The 20,687-nt window shown below is 72.2% G+C and carries 17 protein-coding genes and 2 pseudogenes; 13 read left to right on the top strand and 6 right to left on the bottom strand.

What is annotated here, in order from left to right; genetic code table 11:
- Position 1: 1 nt before the first annotated feature.
- From ACYVF7_RS28340 to ACYVF7_RS28295, 10 genes and pseudogenes are all read left to right on the top strand, one after another.
- Complete coding sequence (locus tag ACYVF7_RS28340) at positions 2 to 922, top strand: ABC transporter permease (protein WP_460346743.1); 921 nt, start codon at positions 2 to 4, stop codon at positions 920 to 922.
- Complete coding sequence (locus tag ACYVF7_RS28335) at positions 919 to 1,776, top strand: ABC transporter permease (RefSeq protein WP_460346741.1); 858 nt, start codon at positions 919 to 921, stop codon at positions 1,774 to 1,776. Before ACYVF7_RS28340 ends, ACYVF7_RS28335 begins: the two co-directional genes overlap by 4 nt.
- Complete coding sequence (locus ACYVF7_RS28330; protein WP_460346739.1) at positions 1,773 to 3,164, top strand: aminotransferase class III-fold pyridoxal phosphate-dependent enzyme; 1,392 nt, start codon at positions 1,773 to 1,775, stop codon at positions 3,162 to 3,164. The genes ACYVF7_RS28335 and ACYVF7_RS28330 overlap by 4 nt, the downstream gene beginning before the upstream one ends.
- Positions 3,165 to 3,186: 22 nt before the next feature.
- Positions 3,187 to 4,161 carry a succinylglutamate desuccinylase/aspartoacylase family protein gene (locus ACYVF7_RS28325; RefSeq protein ID WP_460346737.1) on the top strand — a complete coding sequence of 325 codons (975 nt, stop codon included), beginning with the start codon at positions 3,187 to 3,189 and terminating at the stop codon, positions 4,159 to 4,161.
- A pseudogene (locus ACYVF7_RS28320) lies at positions 4,080 to 4,877 on the top strand (aldehyde dehydrogenase family protein); the annotation flags it as partial. The gene ACYVF7_RS28325 and the pseudogene ACYVF7_RS28320, both read left to right, overlap by 82 nt.
- Positions 4,864 to 5,709, top strand: coding sequence for an aldehyde dehydrogenase family protein (locus ACYVF7_RS28315; protein WP_460346735.1), 846 nt, complete (start codon positions 4,864 to 4,866; stop codon positions 5,707 to 5,709). The pseudogene ACYVF7_RS28320 and the gene ACYVF7_RS28315, both read left to right, overlap by 14 nt.
- Positions 5,678 to 6,124 (top strand): annotated as a pseudogene (locus tag ACYVF7_RS28310) (aldo/keto reductase); the annotation flags it as partial. The gene ACYVF7_RS28315 and the pseudogene ACYVF7_RS28310, both read left to right, overlap by 32 nt.
- A 103-nt stretch (positions 6,125 to 6,227) precedes the next feature.
- Positions 6,228 to 6,650 (top strand): aldo/keto reductase, encoded by a 423-nt coding sequence (locus tag ACYVF7_RS28305; RefSeq protein WP_460346733.1) that lies wholly within the window; start codon positions 6,228 to 6,230, stop codon positions 6,648 to 6,650.
- A 4-nt stretch (positions 6,651 to 6,654) separates the two neighbouring features.
- Positions 6,655 to 7,335: a haloacid dehalogenase type II gene (locus ACYVF7_RS28300; protein WP_460346732.1), complete on the top strand. Its 681-nt coding sequence runs from the start codon at positions 6,655 to 6,657 to the stop codon at positions 7,333 to 7,335.
- A gap of 14 nt (positions 7,336 to 7,349) precedes the next feature.
- Positions 7,350 to 8,633, top strand: a complete 1,284-nt coding sequence (locus ACYVF7_RS28295) for an NAD(P)/FAD-dependent oxidoreductase (protein ID WP_460346730.1) — start codon at positions 7,350 to 7,352, stop codon at positions 8,631 to 8,633.
- A gap of 52 nt (positions 8,634 to 8,685) precedes the next feature.
- Here the strand turns inward: ACYVF7_RS28295 and ACYVF7_RS28290 are convergent, their stop codons facing one another.
- Positions 8,686 to 10,179: an MFS transporter gene (locus ACYVF7_RS28290; protein WP_460346728.1), complete on the bottom strand. Its 1,494-nt coding sequence runs from the start codon at positions 10,177 to 10,179 to the stop codon at positions 8,686 to 8,688.
- 186 nt (positions 10,180 to 10,365) lie between these two features.
- Here ACYVF7_RS28290 and ACYVF7_RS28285 point away from each other — a divergent pair, with 186 nt between their 5' ends.
- Together ACYVF7_RS28285 and ACYVF7_RS28280 are read left to right on the top strand one after the other, a co-directional pair.
- On the top strand, positions 10,366 to 10,737 hold the full coding sequence (locus ACYVF7_RS28285; protein ID WP_433190844.1) for a YciI family protein: 372 nt from the start codon (positions 10,366 to 10,368) through the stop codon (positions 10,735 to 10,737).
- A complete protein-coding gene (locus ACYVF7_RS28280; RefSeq protein ID WP_460346725.1) occupies positions 10,734 to 11,945 on the top strand; it encodes an RNA polymerase sigma factor in 1,212 nt (403 codons plus the stop codon). Before ACYVF7_RS28285 ends, ACYVF7_RS28280 begins: the two co-directional genes overlap by 4 nt.
- Positions 11,946 to 11,990: 45 nt before the next feature.
- On the opposite strand, the gene ACYVF7_RS28275 is transcribed toward ACYVF7_RS28280, so the two are convergent.
- Positions 11,991 to 12,848: an NmrA family NAD(P)-binding protein gene (locus ACYVF7_RS28275; protein ID WP_460358153.1), complete on the bottom strand. Its 858-nt coding sequence runs from the start codon at positions 12,846 to 12,848 to the stop codon at positions 11,991 to 11,993.
- An 82-nt stretch (positions 12,849 to 12,930) separates the two neighbouring features.
- On the opposite strand from ACYVF7_RS28275, the gene ACYVF7_RS28270 reads away from it, so the two are divergent.
- Positions 12,931 to 13,605 (top strand): TetR/AcrR family transcriptional regulator, encoded by a 675-nt coding sequence (locus ACYVF7_RS28270; protein ID WP_460346723.1) that lies wholly within the window; start codon positions 12,931 to 12,933, stop codon positions 13,603 to 13,605.
- Between the two features lie 226 nt (positions 13,606 to 13,831).
- On the opposite strand, the gene ACYVF7_RS28265 is transcribed toward ACYVF7_RS28270, so the two are convergent.
- The 4 genes from ACYVF7_RS28265 to ACYVF7_RS28250 form a co-directional block, all read right to left on the bottom strand.
- On the bottom strand, positions 13,832 to 14,605 hold the full coding sequence (locus tag ACYVF7_RS28265; RefSeq protein ID WP_460346721.1) for a dienelactone hydrolase family protein: 774 nt from the start codon (positions 14,603 to 14,605) through the stop codon (positions 13,832 to 13,834).
- Between the two features lie 206 nt (positions 14,606 to 14,811).
- Complete coding sequence (locus tag ACYVF7_RS28260; RefSeq protein ID WP_460346719.1) at positions 14,812 to 16,290, bottom strand: NAD-dependent succinate-semialdehyde dehydrogenase; 1,479 nt, start codon at positions 16,288 to 16,290, stop codon at positions 14,812 to 14,814.
- Positions 16,287 to 19,187 carry an FAD-binding and (Fe-S)-binding domain-containing protein gene (locus ACYVF7_RS28255; protein ID WP_460346717.1) on the bottom strand — a complete coding sequence of 967 codons (2,901 nt, stop codon included), beginning with the start codon at positions 19,185 to 19,187 and terminating at the stop codon, positions 16,287 to 16,289. Before ACYVF7_RS28255 ends, ACYVF7_RS28260 begins: the two co-directional genes overlap by 4 nt.
- Positions 19,184 to 20,443 (bottom strand): aspartate aminotransferase family protein, encoded by a 1,260-nt coding sequence (locus ACYVF7_RS28250; RefSeq protein WP_460346715.1) that lies wholly within the window; start codon positions 20,441 to 20,443, stop codon positions 19,184 to 19,186. The genes ACYVF7_RS28255 and ACYVF7_RS28250 overlap by 4 nt, the downstream gene beginning before the upstream one ends.
- Positions 20,444 to 20,687: the final 244 nt, after the last annotated feature.

Genomic DNA, 20,687 nt, shown 5'->3' with positions numbered 1-20,687 from the left:
CGTGGCCGGATCCGTTCTCGCCCCCGTGCCCACCTCGGCCGCGCCCACCGCCAGGGACCGGCTGCGCCGTTCGCTGCGCAGCCGCCGTACCCGCTCGGGCCTGCTCAACGGCGCGCCCATCGTCGTCTACCTGCTGCTCCTGTTCGTCTATCCGATCCTGAGCACGCTGATGCTCAGCCTCAAGGGCGCACGCGGCGGCCTGACCCTGCACTGGTACGCCGACGCCCTCAGCGGCACGAACCTCGCCGTCCTGCTCACCACCCTGCGGATCTCGGTCGAGACCTCGCTGATCAGCGTGGTCATCGGGTTCCTGCTCGCGTACGCGATGTCGCGGCTGCGTCCGCTGTGGGCCGGCCTGATGATGCTCATCGTCGTCGTGCCGCACTTCATCAGCGCGCTCGTGCGCACGTACGGCTGGATCATCCTGCTCGGCGACCACGGCGTGGTGAACCAGCTGCTCGTCGACCTGCACTTCCCCGGCGCGCCGTTCCAGCTGCTCTACAACGAGGTCGGCGTCATCATCGGCACGACGTCCGTCATGCTGCCCTACACGGTCCTGCTGCTGTACGCCGTGATGCGCGGCGTGGACCGGCGGCTGCTCGCCGCCGCCGCCAGCATGGGTGCGGGCCGCCTGGTGATGTTCCGCCGCGTCTACCTGCCCCTGGTCGCGCCCGGCCTGGTCAACGCCGCGGTGCTCAGCTTCATCCTCTGTCTGGGCTACTACCTCACCCCGGCGCTGATGGGCGGCACCAAGCAGACGGTCGTCGCGGCGCTCATCGACGACCAGGTCATGAAGCAGAACCAGTGGAACAGCGCGGCGGCGCTCGGCGTCATCCTGCTGCTGCTCACCTTCGCGGGGCTGTCGCTGCTCCGCCTGGCCAGGGCGATCGGCGCGAACGCCAGGCAGCGAGGTGCGGCATGATCGGCCTGCGCGGCACCTGGGCCGGGCGGATCTGCCTGGCCGTCGCCTCCATCGTGATCCTGCTGTTCCTGGCGATGCCGATCGTGGTGATCGTCGTGACCTCGTTCGGCAACGACGCGCTCGGCTCCTTCCCGCCGCACTCCTGGACGTTCAACTGGTACCACCAGCTGTTCGCCTCCGGCAGCAAGTGGCCCGGAGCGCTGTCCCTGAGCGTGCTCGTCGCCTCGATCACCACGGTCTTCTCGCTGGTGCTGGGCGTCACCGCCGCGACCGCGCTGGTCCGCAGCGACCTGCCTCTGCGCTCGGCGGTCTACGGGCTCGTCCTGGCTCCGATGGTCATCCCGCAGGTGGTCATCGCGCTCGGCCTGTTCCTGCTGTTCGACCCGGCCGCGATGCTCGGCAGCCCGATCGCGATCGCCCTCGGCCACACCGTGCTGGCCGCGCCGATCGCGGTGCTCATCCTGATGGCGACGCTGCGCGGCATCGACGAGCGGCTGGAGGACGCGGCGGCGAGCATGGGCGCCAGGCTGACGATCTTCCGGCGCATCACCTTCCCGCTCGCCGCTCCCGGGATGGTGGCCGCCGCGATCTTCTCCTTCATCACCAGCTTCGACGAGTTCTTCATCTCCCAGTTCCTGTCCTCGGTCAACACGACCACCCTGCCGGTGCAGGTGTTCAACGTGCTGCAGTACGACGTCGATCCGACGGTCACCGCGATCAGCGCCGTCCTCATCGCCGTCGCCGTGCTCGCCCTCGCGCTGGTCGGCGTCGCGCGCCGGCTGGGCTCGGGCCGGGCGAGCGGTCTGCTCCCCGTCGAGTCGGCCGCGGCCCTCCCCGGAAACGAGGCCCCATGACCACCGAATGGCCGACCCTGGCGGCGCGGCACCTGCTGCTCAACATGACGTCCAACGGCTCGCTCGGCCCCGACGGCACGCCGGTGTTCGTGCTGCGCCGGGGCGAGGGAGTCCACGTCGAGGACACCGACGGCAGGCGCTACATCGACGGGCTGTCCGGGCTGTACTGCTGCCAGCTCGGCTACTCCTACGCCGGTGAGTTCGCCGAGGCGGCGGACCGGCAGATCCGCGAGCTGTGCTTCAGCCCGCTGTGGTCCGCCTCGGCGCACCCCGCCGCCATCGAACTGGCCGAACGGCTCGCGGCCCTGGCGCCCGACGGCGTGAACCACGTCTTCTTCAGCGCCGGGGGAGCCGAGGCCGTGGAGACCGCCCTGAAGATGGCCCGCCGGTACCACGCGCTGCGCGGCGAGCCGGGGCGCACCAAGGCCATCTCTCGGCGCGGCGCCTACCACGGGCTGACGCTCGGCGCGCTGGCCCTGACCGACGACCCGGGCCTGCGTGAGCCGTACGGCGACCCGGCGATCGAGACCCGCTTCGTGGCCAACACCAACCGTCACGGTCTGGCCGGCATGGCCGACGACGCGGCCTTCACCGCCTACCTGCTCGCCGACCTCGAGGCCGCGATCCTGGCCGAGGGCCCGGAGACGATCGCGATGATGATCGCCGAGCCGGTCCAGAACCGAGGCGGGTGCATCACGCCGCCCGACGGCTACTGGCAGGGATTGCGGGACCTGGCCGACCGGTACGGCTTCCTGCTGGTCGCCGACGAGGTGATCACGGCGTTCGGCCGGCTCGGCGAGTGGTTCGGCGGTGACCGGTACGGCGTCCGGCCCGACATCGTCACGGTCGCCAAGGGCCTCACCGCCGGGTACGCCCCCATGGGCGCCACGCTCGTCGCGGACCGGGTCGTGGAGGTGCTGAACCGCCCCGGCGCCGTCCTCAACCACGGCTACACCTTCGGCGGCCATCCAGTGAGCGCGGCGATCGCGCTGCGCGCCATCGACATCATGACGCGCGAGCGAGTCCTGGACAACGTGCGTGACCTGCAAGGCCACCTGGCCGAGCGGATGACGGCGCTGTCCGCGCTGCCGATCGTCGCCGACGTACGCGGCGCCGGATTCTTCTACGCCGTCGAGCTGTCCGGCGACCGGGAGGACGGCGGCTTCAGCGACGCCTGCCGCGCCGAACTCGTCGGCGACCTGATCCCGCGCGCCCTGCGCGAGTCCGGGCTGCTGGCGAGGGTCTACAACCGCGCCGCACCGCTGGTGCAGATCGCGCCGCCGCTGGTCGGCGACCGGGACCTGCTCGACCGGATCGTCGACATCATCGGCGACGCCCTGGAAAGCGCGTCCGCGCGGCTGACGACCCCGGCCATCCCCATCCCCTGACGACGAGAACGAGGAATCGAACATGACGGTGGACACCATGACCGCGTACACCATCGGCCCGGTCACCTGCCCGCCCGGCGAACGCGCCGAGGGCCTGATCCCGGTCGGCGTCAGCTCGTACGGCGTCGAGCTCGGCATGCCGGTCATCGTGGTCAACGGGGCCGCGCCCGGACCGGTGCTGTGCGTGGACGGCGGCGTGCACGGCGACGAGTACGACGGGATGGAGGCGGTCCGCCGCGTCATCGCCGAGACCGATCCGGCCACGCTGCGCGGCACGCTCGTCGGCATCCCCTGTGTGAACACGCCCGCCTTCGAGGCCGCCGCCCGCACCAGCGGCCTCGACCACGCCAACCTCAACCGGATCTTCCCCGGGGACGCCGACGGCTCCTTCTCGCTCCGGCTCGCCGCGACCTTCGTCGAGCAGGTCATCCCGGCCGTCGACGCGCTGGTCGACCTGCACACCGGCGGGACGTTCGGGCAGATCGCCCCGCTCACGATCGTGCAGGGCGGATACGAGGAGCTGGCGACCCCGATCGGTCTGGCGGCGGGTCACGAGCTGATCTGGAAGGGCGGCTCCTGGGGCGGCACGGCGCGCCTGTCGACGCTGCAGGCGGGCAAGCCTGCCATCACGATCGAGGCGGGCGGCGGCACCTACCGGGAGGGGACCGTCGACCTGCACGTCGGCAGCGTCCGCAACATCATGCGCCGCCTGGAGATGATCGACGGCGAGGTCGAACTGCGCGAGCGCTACACGGAGGTCACCGGGACGTTCGCCCGCTCGGCCGCCGGCGGTTTCTTCCTCGGCCACGCCGGGCCGGGCGACCAGTGCAAGGCCGGTGACCTGCTCGGCAGCATCGTCGACCACTACGGCCGCACCCTGGAGGAGGTCCACGCCCCGGAGGACGGCATCGTGCTGTGGCAGCGCCGGATCCGCACCGTACGCCCCGGCGACGAAGTGGTGATCTTCGGCGCGGTGCGCGGGGAGATCCGGCCGTGACCGGCGAGCAGGCGGCACGGGCGCGCGCGCTCGCCGACGACACCGCGACGGCACGTCAGGAGACGGACGAGGCCGTCCTTCGCGGGCTGCTCATCGACGGTGAGCGCGTCCCGGCGGCGGACGGCCGCACCTTCACGGTCGTCGATCCGTCGAGCGGCGCTGCCGTCGCGGAGGTGTCGCGGGCCGCCGCGGCCGACGTGGACCGGGCGGTGGCCGCCGCGCGGGCCGCGCTCGTCTGCCCGGAGTGGGCCGGGATGCGCGCCGCCGACCGCGGCCGCCTGCTGGCCCGCATCGCCGCCGAGATCCGCGCGCAGGGCGAGGCGCTGGCCCGGCTGGAGAGCCTGGACGTCGGCAAACCGCTGCGCGAGGCCCGCGCCGACGTCGAGGCCGCGGCCCGCTACTTCGAGTTCTACGCGGGCGCCGCCGACAAGCCGGCCGGAACGACCATCCCGCTCGGGCCCGGCCTGCTGGACTACACCGTCCGCGAGCCGATCGGCGTCTCCGGGCAGATCATCCCGTTCAACTATCCGCTCCAGAACACCGCGCGCGGCGCGGCGCCGGCCCTGGCCGCCGGCTGCACCGTGGTCCTCAAGCCGTCGCCGGAGGCACCGCTGAGTCCCCTGGAGATCGGCCGGATCGCGGTCGAGTGCGGGCTGCCGTGGGGCGTGCTCAACGTCGTGCCCGGATACGGCGAGGACTCCGGTGCCGCGCTGGCCGGCCATCCCGGGCATCGACCAGATCACTTTCACCGGCTCGGTCGCGACCGGCGTGAAGGTCGCTCAGGCCGCCGCCGCGAACGTCGTGCCCTCGGTGGTGGAGCTCGGCGGCAAGTCCCCGGTCGTCGTCTTCGCCGACGCCGACTTCGACCGGGCGCTGGCCGCGGTGGCGGGCTCGGCGTTCGGCAACGCCGGGCAGACCTGCTCGGCGGGCACGCGGCTGCTGCTGCAGCGCGGCGCGGAGGAGTTCCTCGACCTGCTGGTCAAGCACGCGGAGGCGATGCGGCCCGGCCCCGGCCTGTCGGATCCGGACCTCGGCCCGCTGGTGTCGGCCCGGCAGCGTGACCGGGTCGAGCAGTACCTGGCCCTGGCCCGTGAGGAGGGCGCGGTCGTCCGCACCGGCGGCGGCCAGGCGGACCCGGCCCTGGCGAGCGGGTACTTCATCGAGCCCACCGTCCTGACCGGGCTCACCAACGACGCGCGCACCGCGCGGGAGGAGATCTTCGGACCGGTCATCACCGTGCTGGAGTTCGACGACGCCGACGAGGCACTCGCGATCGCCAACGACAGCCCGTACGGCCTGTCCTCTTACGTGTGGACCCGTGACGTCGACCGGGCGATGCGCCTGGCGACCGGGATCCGGGCCGGGCAGGTGTACGTCAACGCCACCGGCGTCGGCACCGGCGTCGAACTGCCCTTCGGCGGCTACAAGCACAGCGGCTGGGGCCGGGAGAAGGGCATGGAGTCCCTGGCGAGCTACACGCAGGTCAAGAACGTCTGCCTGGGCTTCACGCAGGGAGGTGACCGTGCGCTACCGGCGCCTCGGCCGTGACGGCCCGCTCGTCTCGGCGGTCGGCCTGGGCGGCAACAACATCGCCTCCCGGCTCGACGAGGACGGCACCCGCGCCATCGTGCACGCGGCGCTGGACGCCGGGATCACCCTGTTCGACACCGCCGACATCTACGGCGCGTACGGCGGCGCGGCGGCCGGCGACGGCGAACGTCTGCTCGGCGTCGCGCTCAAGGGCCACCGCGACGAGGTCGTGCTGGCCACGAAGTTCGGCATGAGCATGGGCGAGGAGGCCGACCGGTACGGCCCGCGCGGCGCGCCGCGGTACGTGCGGCACGCCGTGGAGGAGTCGCTGCGCAGGCTGGGCACCGACCGCATCGACCTGTACCAGTACCACGAGCCCGACGGCGTCACCCCGATCGAGGAGACGCTCGGCGCGCTCGATGAGCTGGTCGCCGAGGGCAAGGTGCGTCACGTCGGCTGCTCCAACCTGCCCGCCTGGACGCTGGCCGACGCGTCCTGGCAGGCCCGCACGGCGGGCCTGCCCGGCGTTCACCGCCGTGCAGGCGCGGTACCACCTGCTGGACCGCTCCGCCGAGACCGAGCTGGCGCCCGCCTGCCGGCGGTTCGGCGTCGGCCTGCTGCCGTACTATCCGCTGGCCAACGGCCTGCTCAGCGGCAAGTACCGCAAGGGCGAGGCGCCGCCGCCCGGCAGCAGGCTGTCGTGGCGGGAGGGCTGGCTGACCGAGAGCGCGCTCGAGCGGGTCGAGGCGCTGCGCGCGTTCGGCGCCGAACGCGGCCTGACGCTCCTGCAGGTCGCCGTGGGCGGTCTGGCCGCACTGCCCGCGGTCGGCTCGGTGATCTGCGGCGCCATGGCCCCCGAGCAGGTCGCCGCCAACGCCGCGGCGGCCGACTGGACACCCGACGCGGCCGACCTGGCCGCACTCGACGACATCGTGACCCCCGGCGAGCGGGTGGTCTGAAACCATGAGGTTGGAGAACATGCGGCAGATCGTCACCTTCGACGCCTACGGCACCCTGATCGACTTCCAGCTCGGCCCGACCACCCTGAAGGTGCTCGCGGACCGGCTCGACCTGGACGGGCTGAACGTCGAGGAGTTCCTCGACGACTTCCGCGTCATGCGGTTCCAGGCCGTCCTGGAGGCCTACCGCCCCTACGACGAGGTGCTGCACTCCAGCATGGAGAAGGCGATGCGCCTGCACGGCCTGGACTACCGCGCCTCCGACGGCGAGGCCCTCGTCGCGGCGGTCCCGACGTTCGGGCCGTTCCCCGAGGTGCCGGACGCGCTGCGGGCCCTCAAGAGCCGGTACGAGATCGCGATCATCTCGAACACCGACGACGACCTCATCAAGCACAACGTCGCCAACCTCGGCGTGGAGTTCGACCACGTCATCACCGCCGAGCAGGCCAGGGCCTACAAGCCGTCGCGGGAGACGTTCGAGTACGCCCACAAGACCATGGGCGTCGAGGCGTCCTCGGTCATCCACGTCGCGCAGGGCTGGGAGTACGACCTGATCCCCACCCGTGACCTGGGGCTGCACCGCCGGGTATGGATCAACCGGTACGGGCGCCAGGGCAGCGCCGACTACCGGCCCTACGACGAACTGCCCGACCTGTCCGGCCTGCCGGCGCTGCTCGGCTGCTGACCCCGGAGGCCCGCATGAAGCAGATCCCCTACTGGCTCGACACCGCCCCGCCGTTCCCCGACCGGTCCGGTGGGGACCTGCCCGACGAGGCGGACGTCGTCGTGATCGGCGGCGGCCTCACCGGCCTGTCCACCGCGCTGCACACCGCCCGCAAGGGCGCCGACGTCGTCCTCGTCGAGAAGGACAAGGTCGGGTCGGGCGCCTCCGGCCGCAACGGCAGCATGTGCACCCAGGGCATCACCATCGGCGTCGGCGAGGCCCGCAAGCGCTACGGGCAGGAACGCGCCCGCGAACTCTATGACGCCTTCCGCGAGGCCGTCGACGTCGTCGAGAAGCTGACCGTCGAGGAGCAGATCGACTGCGATTTCAAACGCTCCGGCCGGCTCGGCGTGGCGTTCAAGCCCGAGCATTTCGCGGCGATGAGGGAACAGCAACGCGTCCTGGCCGCCGACTTCGGTCACCCGACCACGCTGCTCGACCGGACCGAGCTGCGCTCGGAGCTCGGCTCGGACTACTACCACGGCGCCCTGCTGGACCCGCTCAGCGCCGGCCTGCACGTGGGCAAGTACGTCCACGGCATGGCCGCAGCCGCCGAACGCGCCGGAGCGGTGATCCGCGAGCGCAACGCGGCGACCGCCGTGACCCGCGGCGAGGACGGCCGGTTCCTCGTGGAGACCCTGCACGGCACGATCCGCGCCCGGCAGGTCATGGCCGCCACCGACGCCTACACCGACCGGTCCATGCCGTGGTTCCGGCAGCGGCTGATCTGCGTCGGCAGCTTCATCATCGTCACCGAGCCGCTGGGGGACGAGCTCGCCGCCGAGGTCATCCCGCGGGCCCGGCTCGTCGTCGATTCCAAGAACATCGGGCACTACATCCGGCTGACCCCCGACAACCGGCTGGCGTTCGGCGGGCGGGCCCGGTTCGCCCCGTCCGACCCGGCCTCGGACCGCAAGAGCGGGCAGGTGCTGAAGCGGGAGATGGCCGAGATCTTCCCGCAGCTGGCCGACGTCCGGATCGACTACGTCTGGGGCGGCAGCGTCGGGTTCAGCTACGACCGCATCCCGCACGCCGGCGAGGCCGACGGCGTGTACTACTCGATGGGCTACTGCGGCCACGGCGTGCAGATGGCGACGTACATGGGGCGGGCCATGGCCGAGGTCATGGACGGCCATCCGGAGGCCAACCCGCTGCGCGGTCTGGGCTTCCCGAAGGTCCCGGTGCCCTTCTACAACGGCACCGCCTGGTTCCTGCCGTTCGCCGGGGCCTATTACAAGGCGAAGGACCGGCTGCGCTGAGCAGGGCCCGGCCGGGGAGGCGCGGCAAGGGCGCCTCCCCGGCCGAGTGCCGCTACGAGCGGGTCGCCTCGTAGTCGGGGAGCGCGGCCGGCGCGGTCCGGGTCTCCGGGCGCATGGTCAGGGTCAGCACGGCCAGCCCGGCGAAGATGACCGCGGCGACGACGCCGGTGACGTGCAGGGCGGTGGTGAACGCCTCCCGCGCGGTGTGCAGCAGTTCCGCGCCCTGGCCGGCGGGAAGGCGCCGGGCGGCGGCGACCGCGCCGGCCAGCGAGTCGGACGTGCCGCCCATCCGGCTGCGGTAGACCACCGCGGCCAGCACACCGAGCAGCGCGAAGCCGAGCGAACCGCCGAAGTAGTTGCCGGTCTCCGACATCGACGCCGCCGAGCCGGCGCGCTCCGGCGGTACGGACCCGAGGACCAGCCCGGTGCCCAGCGCGAACAGCGGGCCGGTGCCCAGCGCCAGTACGGCGATGCCGATCATCACCAGCGGCAGGGCGGTCCTGCCGTGGACACCGACCAGCAGCAGGCTGCCCAGCGCCGACCCCGCCAGCCCGCCGGCGATCGCGGTCGTCTGCTTCATCCGCCGGGCCAGCGCCGGCGCGGCCATGGTGCCGGCCGCCACGCCCAGGCCCATCGGTGCGAACAGCATCGCCGACGCGGCCGGCGAGAAGCCCAGCACGCTCTGCAGGTACTGGGTCACCAGCAGGCCCGTACCGGCCATGGCCACTCCGGCGAAGACGAGCGCGACGATCACGGCCGTGAACGGGCGGTTGCGGAACAGCCGCAGGTCCAGCAGCGGCGTCTCCAGCCGCAACTGCCGGCGGACGAACACGCATCCGATCACCGCTCCGACGACGAGGGCCACCGCCGGCACGACCGGGACGCTCTCGACGGTCAGCTGCTTGATGCCGTAGACCATCAGGAGCACCGCCACGAGCGACAGCCCGACACTGACCGGGTCCAGGCGGCCGGCCTGGTCGCTGCGGAACTCCGGCAGCAGGAACGGCCCGGCGAGCAGCAGCAACGCCATCGCCGGCACGGCGACCAGGAACACCGATCCCCACCAGAAGTGCTCGAGCAGGAATCCGGCGAGGACGGGTCCGAGCGCGCCGCCGGTGAACTGGCAGGTCGCCCAGATCGCGATGGCCTTCCCGCGCTGCCGGTCGTCGCGGAACATGTTGGTGATCAAGGCGAGCGTGGACGGGGCCAGGGTCGCGCCGGCGACGCCCAGCAGCGCACGCGTGACGATCAGCATCAGCGGGCTGACCGCGAAGGCGGCCACGACCGACAGCACCGCGAACGCCGCCCCGCCGATCATCAGCAGCCGCCGGCGGCCGATCCGGTCGCCGAGCGTGCCCATCGTGATGACCATGCCAGCCACCATGAGCCCGTAGCCGTCACTGATCCACAGCTGCTGGACGTTGGTGGCGCCCAGGTCGGCGCTCAGCCGTGGGAGCGCGAGGAGCAGCGCCGTCATGTCCATCGCGACGAGCAGTGTCGGCAGCATGAGGACGACCAGTCCCAGCCATGCCCGGTTGGCTCGCATATTCGAAACTCCCTGTTCTGTCGACGTTTCGCCGCTTGGTCGGAGCGGCCGACGGCTTCTTGACATCGGCAGCGGGGAGAATCCACGGAAATATTTGCGCCGGGGATGTCAAGACGACGGTGGCGGCTCCGACCAACCGGTCGAAGGGGCCCCGCCAGGGGGTCTCGAACCACGAGGGAGTACACGATGAAGTTCCTGATCAGCATGCACATCAACCCGGCCGTCCTGGACGCGCTGACCGACGAGGAGAAGGCGGCGATCGGCGACGGCCACGGCAGGTTCATCGAGGCGCTGAAGGAGTCCGGTGAGCTGATCACCACCCAGGCGCTGGTCGACCCGTCGCAGGCCGCCGTCGTGTCCGTACGCAACGGCCAGCCGGTCGTGACCGACGGTCCCTTCCTGGAGGCCAAGGAGTACCTGGGCGGCTTCTACCTGATCGACTGCGAGAACAAGGAGCGGGCGATCGAGCTGGCGGCGCAGATCCCGGACACCGCGATCGAGGGTCTGGGGGTCGAGGTGCGGCAGGTGATGTTCGCTGACGGACAATTGGAGGCGTGACCACACCAGCTATCGAGGACCTGCTGCGTGAGCTCACGCCGCAGGTCCTCGGCGTTTTGGTACGCCGGCACGGCCAGTTCGAAGAATGTGAGGACGCCGTGCAGGAGGCCGTCCTCGCCGCCACCGTGCAGTGGCCGGCCGAGGGAATGCCCGACAACCCGCGCGGCTGGCTGGTGACCGTCGCGTCCCGGCGGCTCATCGACCAGGTGCGCAGTGACCACGCGCGCCGCGAGCGGGAGTCGGCGACGGCCACCGAGGTGGTGCCCGAGGACGTACCGGACACCGACGACACGCTCGTCCTGCTGTTCCTGTGCTGCCATCCGGCGCTGACCGCGGCCTCCCAGACCGCCCTGACGCTGCGGGCGGTCGGCGGCCTGACCACCGCTGAGATCGCCCGCGCGTTCCTGGTGCCGGAGGCCACGATGGCGGCCAGGATCAGCCGGGCCAAGCAGCGCATCAAGGCCGCCGGCAGCTCGTTCGGCCTGCCGGACGGCGCCGAGCGCGAGGAGCGGCTGCGGGTCGTCCTGCACGTGCTCTACCTGATCTTCAACGAGGGTTACGCCGCGTCCTCGGGCAGCGCGTTGGACCGACCCGACCTCGCGCGCGAGGCGATCCGGCTGGTCAGGATGGTGCACGCGCAGCTGCCCGAGGACGGCGAGGCGACCGGGCTGCTCGCGCTGATGCTGCTGACCCACGCCCGCCGGGAGGCGCGTACGACGACGGCCGGCGACCTGGTGCCGCTGGACGAGCAGGACCGTACGCAGTGGGACCGCGGGCTGATCGACGAGGGCGTCGAGCTGGTCAAGGCGTCGCTGGCCGTACCGGAGCTGGGGCCCTACCAGCTGCAGGCCGCCATCGCCGCCACGCATGCCGACGCGGCCACCGCCGAGGAGACCAACTGGCGGCAGGTGCACGCTCTCTACCTGATCCTGGAACGGATCGCGCCCAACCCGATGGTCACCCTCAACCGGGCGGTCGCGCTCGCCGAGACGGAGGGCCCGCCGGCCGGGCTGGCCCTGCTGTCCACCTTGGACGATGACGAGCGGATGGCCGGTCACCACCGGCTGCTGGCCGTACGGGCGCATCTGCTGGAGAAGACCGGCGACCTGGCCGGGGCGTACGAGCACTACCGGCGCGCCGCGAAGTCCACCGCCAGCATCGCCGAGCAGCGCTACCTGGAGTCCCGGGCCGGGCGGGTGAGACCGTAGATTCCGCTCGAGGCGACCCAACGCGGAATCCGTGTCCGTGCCGGCTCAGTCGGCGATGTGGTCGGTGAGCAGGTCGGTGGCCGTGCGCGGTTCGCGGCCGAGGAGTTCGGCGAGGAGCGGATCGACCTGGGCGAAGCGGCCTTCTCGGGCTGCCTGGAAGAAGCCAAGCATAAGTCGGGCCATGGACTCCGTGGAGCCCTGGGTGACCTGCTCGGCGATCCACCGCTCGTCGTCCACGACGACGCGCTGGATCCCGCGGCCGGCGTGTTGGGAGAGAAACCGGGCGATGTCGCCGAAGGTGACCGCGACGCCGGCGGTGAGTGTGACGGGGCCGTCGAACCGGCGCAGGCCGGCGAGGATGATCGCCGCGGCCTCGGCTTCATCGGCCCGGTCGGTCCACGAGACAGGGCCATCGGCCGGCGCGGCGATCACGCCGGTCTGCTGCCACGGCCCGAGCAGCCAGTCGAGGCTGTGAGCGTAGAAACCGTTACGCAGGGCGGTCCAGGCGACTCCCGAGTCAGCGAGGATCGCCTCGGTGGCCGCGTGTTCACGGGCCGGGGAGAACGGGCTGTCGGCGCCGATGTGCTGGTGGCTGGTGTAGAGGATCCGCTTCGCGCCGGCCGCGATGGCGGCGTCGATCGCGGTGCGGTGCAGGTTGGCCTGGTCGGCGTGCGGGTCGTTGGACGACACGAGCAGCACCTGCTCGGCGCCTTCGAAGGAGTCGAGCAGGGCGGCCGGGTCGTCGTAGGTGCCGCGTCGCACCCGGACGCCGCGCTCGGCGAGGTGCGATGCCTTGGTCACGTCACGCACGCTGACACCGATCTGGTCTGCCGGGACGCGCGTGAGGAGATGTTCGACGGTGGCGCCGTTGAGGGCGCCGGTCGCGCCGGTAATGATGATCACCATAGACTCGTTTCCACTGGAAACTAGATTTCGTTTCCAACGATACCATCGGTGTTCGTGGTTATGCGGTATCGTCGATATCGTGAGGGAGCGTGACAGCGTCCGGGATCGGATCGTGCGTACCGCCGCTTCTCTGCTGAACGAGCAGGGTGCCGATGCGGTGACCACGCGCGCGGTCGCGCAGGCCGCCGGTCTTCAGCCGCCGGCGATCTACCGGCTGTTCGCCGACAAGGACGCCCTGCTCGACGCCGTGGTGCAGCACATCTATGCCGAGTTCGTCGATGCCAAAAAGGCCGGTGCCGAGGAAGCGGACCCGGTCGCGGCACTGCGCGCCGGCTGGCGCACTTACATCGACTTCGGCCTGGCCAACCCGGCGGCGTTCGCGCTGGCCGCCGACCCTCTCCGCGCCCGCGGCGTCCCGGCCCTGCAGCAAGGTCTCGAGGTGCTCGCGGCCCGCGTGCACTCCATCGCCGCGGCCGGTCGTCTGCGCGTCGATGAGCAGCGCGCTGTCGACCTCATCCACGCCGCCGGTACCGGAGTCCTTGTCACCTTGCTCGGCCAGCCACCCGAGCGACGCGACCCCGGCATCGCCGACGCGATCTATGACGCCGTTACGGGCACCATCCTCACGTCAGCCCCAGCGCTACCCACTGACGACACAGCCGCCGCCGTTACGGCGTTCCGCGCGCTTGCGCCGCGTCTCCCGCAGCTGAGCCCATCCGAGGCCGCGCTACTCGACGAATGGCTACGCCGCTAGGGCGTGTCCGGTGGATCTTGTTCGTAGCGAGCGGCGTCCAGAGCGTGCCTCGCAAGGCGGAGGAGGGAGGCAGCCTGGTGTTGGCTGCCGACCGACGACAACGCCGCGAGGCACGCTCTGGACGCCGCGCAGCCGGACGAAGATCCACCGGACACGCCCTAGGCGATAAGGCTCCGACGGCGGTGTCGGCGCCCGGCGGGTGGGCCGGACGCCGATACCCGTCAGGTCAGGCCGGTGACTCGCCGGCCCGGCCGAGGTGCCGGACCAAGAACTCGTCGTCGACCCCGACCCAGCGCATGCTGCGATGGGTGCCGGGGTTGGCGAGCAACGTCTTGTCCTTCGCGGCGAAGGCGTCGAACAACGCGAGAACGGATTGGCGGTCGACGTACTCTTCGTCCCACGGGAGCAGGAACTGGACCGGGACGGTGATCCGCCTCGCCGCCTCGACCAACGCCTCGTACACGAAGAACCCGCCACCGAAGATCGCGGCGGAGATCCTGGGTTCGACCGCCGTCAGCGAGATTCCGATCGCGGTGCCCAGCGACATGCCACCGCCGTAGCCGATCGGCGCTTCGGTGCCGATCTCGGGCAGTTTCTGAAGGGCGTCCAGGGTCGCCTGCCATTCCGGCACGGCACGCTCCGCCAGTGAGGCGCCGTACCGGACGCTGATCGACTCGAAGCGCTCGGTCTCGCCGCCCGCCACCGCCTGCTGGAGGTCGGCGCGAGCCTGCTCGTCCTCCGCCGTACGCGGGCGGTCGCCGTGTCCGGGCGCATCGATGGCGACCACGGTGAAACCCCACCTGGTCACGGTGTCGTGTGCGCGGGCCATGAGTCCCGGCGTCTTCTTGTGCAGGCCGCCACCGTGACCCATCAGCACCAGGGGCGCACGATCGGAACCGGATACCGGCGACCAGAGCACGCCGGTGACCTCGCCCACGAGGAAGTCGCGTTCGACGACGCCGTTCGACGAGGTCTCCGCGGTGAAACGCACAGTATGCATAGGTGTTGCCTTTCGGGAGTGCCTTGATGTCGAGGCGCTCCCGGCGACCCCTACGTCGATCGCCCGACCGTGATGAAGCGAGGGAGCACCCACCTCGATACAGCGTTCATGGGTCTCACCTCCTGGCGCGATGTCACGATCGCCGCGTACGTTACCAGCCGAACGTCACCCCCGCCCAACCCCTTTTCCCGCCGACCACTTCGCGGTCACTTCGCGGCGCGTACGGGGACGGACAGGTACTTGTACTCCAGGAACTCCTCGATGCCGACGCGGCCGCCTTCGCGGCCGAGACCGGACTGCTTGACGCCGCCGAACGGGGCCGCCGGGTTGGAGACCAGGCCGGTGTTCAGGCCGACCATGCCGACCTCGAGCCGTTCACTCACGCGGATCGCGCGGTCCAGGTCGCGGGTGAAGACGTAGCCGACCAGGCCCCAGTCGGTGTCGTTGGCGACGCGGACGACGTCGTCCTCGTCCTCGAAGGTGGTGATGGCGGCGACCGGGCCGAAGATCTCGGTGCTCATCAGCGCGGAGTCGCGGGCCACGTCGGTGAGGACGGTCGGGGGATAGAAGTAGCCGGGGCCCTCCGGGGCCGTCCCGCCCGTCAGGACCTTGGCGTCGCGCCGGACCGCGTCCGCGACCAGTTCCTCGACCTTGCCGCGCCCGGCGGCGTCGATCAGCGGCCCGACGTCGGTGCCCGCCTCGGTGCCGGCGCCGACGGTGAGCCCGGCCATCCGCTCGGCGAACCGGGCGGCGAACTCGTCCGCGACGGAACGGTGCACGAACATCCGGTTGGCCGCGGTGCACGCCTCGCCCATGTTCCGCATCTTCGCCGCCATGGCGCCGTCGACCGCGACGTCGAGGTCGGCGTCGTCGAAGACGATGAACGGCGCGTTGCCGCCCAGCTCCATCGACGTGCGCACGACCGTGTCGGCGCACTGGGCGAGCAGGATCCGGCCGACCTGGGTCGAGCCGGTGAACGACAGCTTGCGCACCCGGCCGCCCCGCAGCAGGGGCTCGACGACGGCGGCGGCGTCGGAGGTGGTGACGACGTTCAGCACTCCGGCGGGGAGGCCGGCCTCGGTGAGGATCCCGGCAAGCGCCAGGCTGGACAGCGGCGTCTGCGGGGCCGGCTTGAGCACCATCGTGCACCCGGCCGCGACGGCCGGGCCGATCTTGCGGGTGCCCATCGCCAGCGGGAAGTTCCACGGGGTGATCAGCAGGCACGGGCCGACCGGCTGGCGCATGACCAGGATGCGGCTGGCCCCGTCCGGCGTCGGCGCGTACCCGCCGTCGATGCGCACGGCCTCCTCGGAGAACCAGCGGAAGAACTCGGCGGCGTAGGCGACCTCACCGCGCGCCTGGTCCAGCGGCTTGCCCATCTCGAGCGTCATCAGCAGGGCGAGCTCTTCGGTGCGGGCCAGGATGATCTCATGCGCGCGGCGCAGGATCTCGCTGCGGGCCCGGGGAGCGGTCGCGGCCCAGCTCTCCTGCGCCGCGACGGCGGCCTCCATCGCACGCCGTCCGTCGTCCGGACCGGCGTCGGCGATCTCGCACAGCGCCCCGCCGGTGGCCGGGTCGTCCACGGCGAACGTACGGCCGGACGCCGCGTCGGTCCACGCGCCGTCGATGAACAGCCGCTTGGGAACGGCGGCCACGACGTCGGTCCGGGCGTCGGTGATGGTCATGGGGTCTCCCTTTCCTGCGGGTCGAGAAGTTCGGCGAGGTGCAGGGCCCGGGGGCCGGCGGCGCCGGTGAGATGGTCGATCTGGGTGCTGCAGCTGAGGCCGTCGGCGAGCACGACGGCGGCCTCGTCGGCCTCGCGGATGCGGGCCGCGAGCGAGAGTTCCGCGACGGCCATGGAGGTGGTGTAGTGCTCGGCTTCGAAACCGAAGTTCCCGGCCAGGCCGCAGCAGCCCGTGGACTGGTCGATGGTCTCCACACCGACGCGCCGCAGCAGCGCCTCCTGCGTCGACGCGCCGAACACGGCGCGCTCGTGGCAGTGCGGCTGCACCGTCACCTGACGCGGGACGTTCCGGGGCCGCCAGCCGGGTTCGGCCAGGTCGGTGAGCGCGCCCGCGAACGTCCGGATCCGTGCGGCGACCCGGCGGGCGGCCTCGGTGCCCAGCAGCGCGGGAGCGTCGTGTTTCAGCGCGGCGGCGCAGCTGGGCTCGGCCAGCACGATCGGAAGGCCTTCGTGCGGGCCCTCGTCGAGTGCGCGGACCGTGCGGGTGAGCACCCGGCGCGCGATGCCGAGCTGGCCGGTGCTCAGCCACGTCAGCCCGCAGCACAGGCCGGTGCGTGCGGAGGCGGGCACGCCGGCGTCGTCGAGCACGCGCATCGCGGCGCCGGCCACCTCCGGCCGGAAGGCGCGCGTGAAGGAGTCGACCATGAGGACCGCCTCGACGCGTCCTGAGGGCCGGCCGTTCAGCGCGGCCCGCAGCGCGCGGCGGGAGGCGAACCGGGGAAGGGCGCGTTCGGTGGTCACTCCGCCCATGCGGGCCGCCAGTCGCCCGGCCGGGCCGCTCAGCGCGGCGTTGACCGGTCCCGCGGCGTACCCGGCGGCAGCGGCCCACCAGGGCAGCCACCCGAGCGTGTAGTGGCTGCGCGGCCGCAGCCGCCGCCGGTAGTGGCGGTGGAGGAACTCCGCCTTGTAGGTGGCCATGTCGACCCCGACCGGGCAGTCGGACGCGCAGGCCTTGCAGGACAGGCACAGGTCGAGCGCGTCGCGGACGTCGGCGGACCGCTCGCCGTCGGTCAGCACGGCGTCCGGCCCGCCGCGCAGCATCTCCTGCAGGGCGCGGGCGCGTCCGCGGGTGGAGTCGCGCTCGTCTCCGGTGGCCTGATAGCTGGGGCACATGGCGCCGGTCGCGCTCCGGCAGCGGCCGACCCCGATGCAGCGCCGGGCCGCCCCCGCCAGCCCGTCGGCGTCCTCGGGGAACGTGAACCCGGTCCGGGCCTCCTGCGGTCCGGCCGGTGACACGACGGACAGCGCGAGGTCGGCGTCGAGCAGGGCGGGGGCCACGACCATCCCCGGGTTCAGGATCCCCTCCGGGTCGAAGATCTTCTTGTACGCGGTGAACGCGGCGCGGATCCGCGGCCCGTACATGGTGGCCAGCAGTTCGCTGCGGGCCCGGCCGTCGCCGTGCTCACCGGACAGGGTGCCCCCGTGCTTGACGACGAGGGTCGCGGCGTCCTGCAGGAAGGCCCGCATCGCGGCGGTTCCCCGCGGGGAGGTCATGTCGAAGTCGATGCGCACGTGCACGCAGCCGGCGCCGAAGTGCCCGTACAGCACGCCGGTCAGGGAGTGCTCGGCGAGCAGCGCCCGAAAGTCGCGCAGGTAGGCGGCGAGGTCCTCGGGCGCGACGGCGGCGTCCTCCCATCCCGGCCACGACTCACCGCCGCCGACGAGGCGGGCGGCCAGTCCCGCGCCGTCCTCGCGTACCCGCCACAGCGAGCGCCGCTCGGCGGGGTCCTCGACGACGCGTCCGGCGACCATCCGGCCGTTCGCGCGCAGCGCCGCGAGGAGGCCGGTGGCGCGCCGCCCGGCGTCCTCGGAGCCGTCGCCGTCGAGTTCGACGTAGAGCCACGCGTCGCCTTCCGGCAGCCCCGTCACCGCGCCCGGTCCCCGCCGGTGCCGCATGGTCGCGACGATCGCCTCGTCCATGCCCTCCACGGCGGTGGGGCGATGCTCCAGGATCGCCGGCACGTCCGCGGCGGCGTCGATGACGTCGCGGTAGCCGATCGCCAGCAGCGCCGTCGCCGCCGGCATCGGCTGCAGGCGTACGGTGGCCCGGGCCACGATCGCGCAGCCGCCCTCGGTGCCCACCAGCGCGCGGGCGGCGTGCCGGCCGTGTTCGGGCAGCAGATGGTGCAGCTGGTAGCCGGAGACCTGGCGGGGGATGCGGCCGAGCTCGGTGCGGATTTCGGCGAGGTGGCCGGTGACGAGGCCGTCCAGAGCCGCGTCGATCTCGGCGACGCGCCGCGCCGCCGTGTCGTCGGCGGGGTCGGCAGGCCGCAGCCCGCCGGCCTCCGCGACGGCGTGCACCCCGTCCGCCGTCACGATCTCCAGGGACTCGACGTGCTCGACCGTGCGGCCGTACCGGACCGAGTGGTTGCCGCACGCGTCATTGCCGATCATCCCGCCGAGGGTGCAGCGGCTGTGGGAGGACGGGTCGGGGCCGAAGAACAGGCCGTACGGCGCCGCGGCGCGCTGCAGGTCGTCCAGGACGACGCCGGGCTCGACGACCGCGGTGCGCGTGTCCGGGTCCACGCGCAGCACCCGGTTCATGTGCCGCGAGAAGTCCAGGACCAGGCCGGGCCCGACCGCGTTGCCGGCCATGCTGGTGCCGCCGCCGCGCGCGGTCACCGGCACGCCGGCGGTCCCGCAGGCCCGGACCGCCGCCGCGACGTCGGCCGGGTCCTTGGGGAAGGCCACCGCCAGCGGCGGCACCCGGTAGTTCGACGCGTCGTAGGCGTACTGCGCCCGCCGTCCGGCGCCCGCGTCGACCTCCAGGCCCGGCGCGTGACGGCGCAACGCTTCCAGGAGGAGAGCGCGCGGGCCTGGGGCGTTCTCCCGGGTCACCGGGAGGAGGTGCCGGCGGCGACCGCCGCCGTCCAGGCCCGCAGCCCCTCGTCGATCTGGTCCTCGCTGACGACCAGGGCGGGGATCATCCGGACCACGTTGTTCCACGGCCCGCACATGAGCAGGAGCATGCCCTCCTCGACGGCGGCCCGCTGCACGCGCGCGGCCGTCTCCGGGTCGGGCTCCCCGTCGGCGGTGACGAACTCACTGGCGAGCATCAGCCCGAGCCCGCGTACGTCGCCGACGCCCGGGTGGTCCGCCGCGACCTTCTCCAGGCCGGCGCGCAGGCGGGCGCCCATCGCCGCCGCGTTGGCGACCAGCCCCTCGTCCTGGACGACCTCGAGCGTGGCGATGGCCGCGGCGCAGGCCACGGCGTTGCCGCCGTACGTGCCGCCCTGTGAGCCGGGCCGGGCCCTGCTCATCAGCTCCTGCGACGCCGCGATTCCGGACAGCGGGAAGCCGCTGGCCAGGCCCTTGGCGGTGATGAGGATGTCGGGGCGGACCCCGAAGTGGTCGTGTCCCCAGAACCGGCCGGTGCGCCCGACGCCGGTCTGGATCTCGTCGAGGATGAGCAGGATGCCGTGCCGGTCGGCGCGTTCCCGCAGGCCCTTCAGGAAGCCCTCGGTTGCCGGGACGTAGCCGCCCTCCCCGAGCACCGGCTCGACGATGATCGCGGCCGTGTCCTCCGGGTCGGAGACGGTCTGGAGTATGTAGTCGAACTCGCGGAGCGCGAAGCGGGTCGCCGTCTCCTCGTCCCAGCCGTAGTGGAAGGCGTTGGGGAAGGGCGTGATGACGACACCGCCCATCATCGGCCCGAACCCGGTCCGCACCTTGGTGTTGGAGGTGGTCATCGACGCCGCCGCGACCGTACGGCCGTGGAAGCCGCCGTGGCAGACCACGACGTTCGGGCGCTTGGTGGCCTGGCGGGCGAGCCGCATCGCGGCCTCCACCGCCTCGCTGCCGGAGTTGACGAAGAACAGGCTGTCCAGGCCCTCGGGCAGCACCTCGCCGAGCTTGTCGGTCAGCCGGCCGAGCGGTTCGTGCAGCACCGTCGTGTACTGCCCGTGGATCAGCTTGGCCACCTGCTCCTGGGCGGCGGCGACCACGCGCGGGTGACAGTGCCCGGTTCCGGTGACGCCGATGCCCGCGGTGAAGTCCAGGTAGCGCCGGCCGTCCGTGCCGTACAGGTAGACGCCTTCGCCGCGTTCGGCGACGACCGGGGTGGCCTGGCGCAGGTGCGGGGACAGGTCGGTCATGGTGCTGATCTCCCGTGGGGTGCGAAGCGGTGCGTGCGGTCTCGTAACCCGGCGTACACGGCTACCTTCGCCACGCGCCCCACCGACGGTCAACGCGCACACTGTGCGGTCGGCGGCCCGGATGTGGACGGTGTGTCCACCACTCCGAGCGCGGATCCCATCGTCCGTGACCGCATCGGACCGCCGATGATGCCGTAAAGCACTGCCTGACCAGCGTCAACGACTCTTGCGGGGATCATGGCCG

This window comes from Actinoallomurus acanthiterrae, from assembly GCF_054775715.1.
The sequence above is the reverse complement of the archived record's forward strand: the minus strand, read 5'-3'. Positions and strand labels throughout refer to the sequence as shown.

Coding starts and splice junctions, on each gene's coding strand:
- ACYVF7_RS28250 (WP_460346715.1), bottom strand. CDS start 20,443: ATGACCGACCTGTCCCCGCACCTGCGCCAGGCCACCCCGGTCGTCGCC.
- ACYVF7_RS28300 (WP_460346732.1), top strand. CDS start 6,655: ATGAGGTTGGAGAACATGCGGCAGATCGTCACCTTCGACGCCTACGGC.
- ACYVF7_RS28290 (WP_460346728.1), bottom strand. CDS start 10,179: ATGCGAGCCAACCGGGCATGGCTGGGACTGGTCGTCCTCATGCTGCCG.
- ACYVF7_RS28335 (WP_460346741.1), top strand. CDS start 919: ATGATCGGCCTGCGCGGCACCTGGGCCGGGCGGATCTGCCTGGCCGTC.
- ACYVF7_RS28285 (WP_433190844.1), top strand. CDS start 10,366: ATGAAGTTCCTGATCAGCATGCACATCAACCCGGCCGTCCTGGACGCG.
- ACYVF7_RS28330 (WP_460346739.1), top strand. CDS start 1,773: ATGACCACCGAATGGCCGACCCTGGCGGCGCGGCACCTGCTGCTCAAC.
- ACYVF7_RS28260 (WP_460346719.1), bottom strand. CDS start 16,290: ATGACCATCACCGACGCCCGGACCGACGTCGTGGCCGCCGTTCCCAAG.
- ACYVF7_RS28295 (WP_460346730.1), top strand. CDS start 7,350: ATGAAGCAGATCCCCTACTGGCTCGACACCGCCCCGCCGTTCCCCGAC.
- ACYVF7_RS28325 (WP_460346737.1), top strand. CDS start 3,187: ATGACGGTGGACACCATGACCGCGTACACCATCGGCCCGGTCACCTGC.
- ACYVF7_RS28265 (WP_460346721.1), bottom strand. CDS start 14,605: ATGCATACTGTGCGTTTCACCGCGGAGACCTCGTCGAACGGCGTCGTC.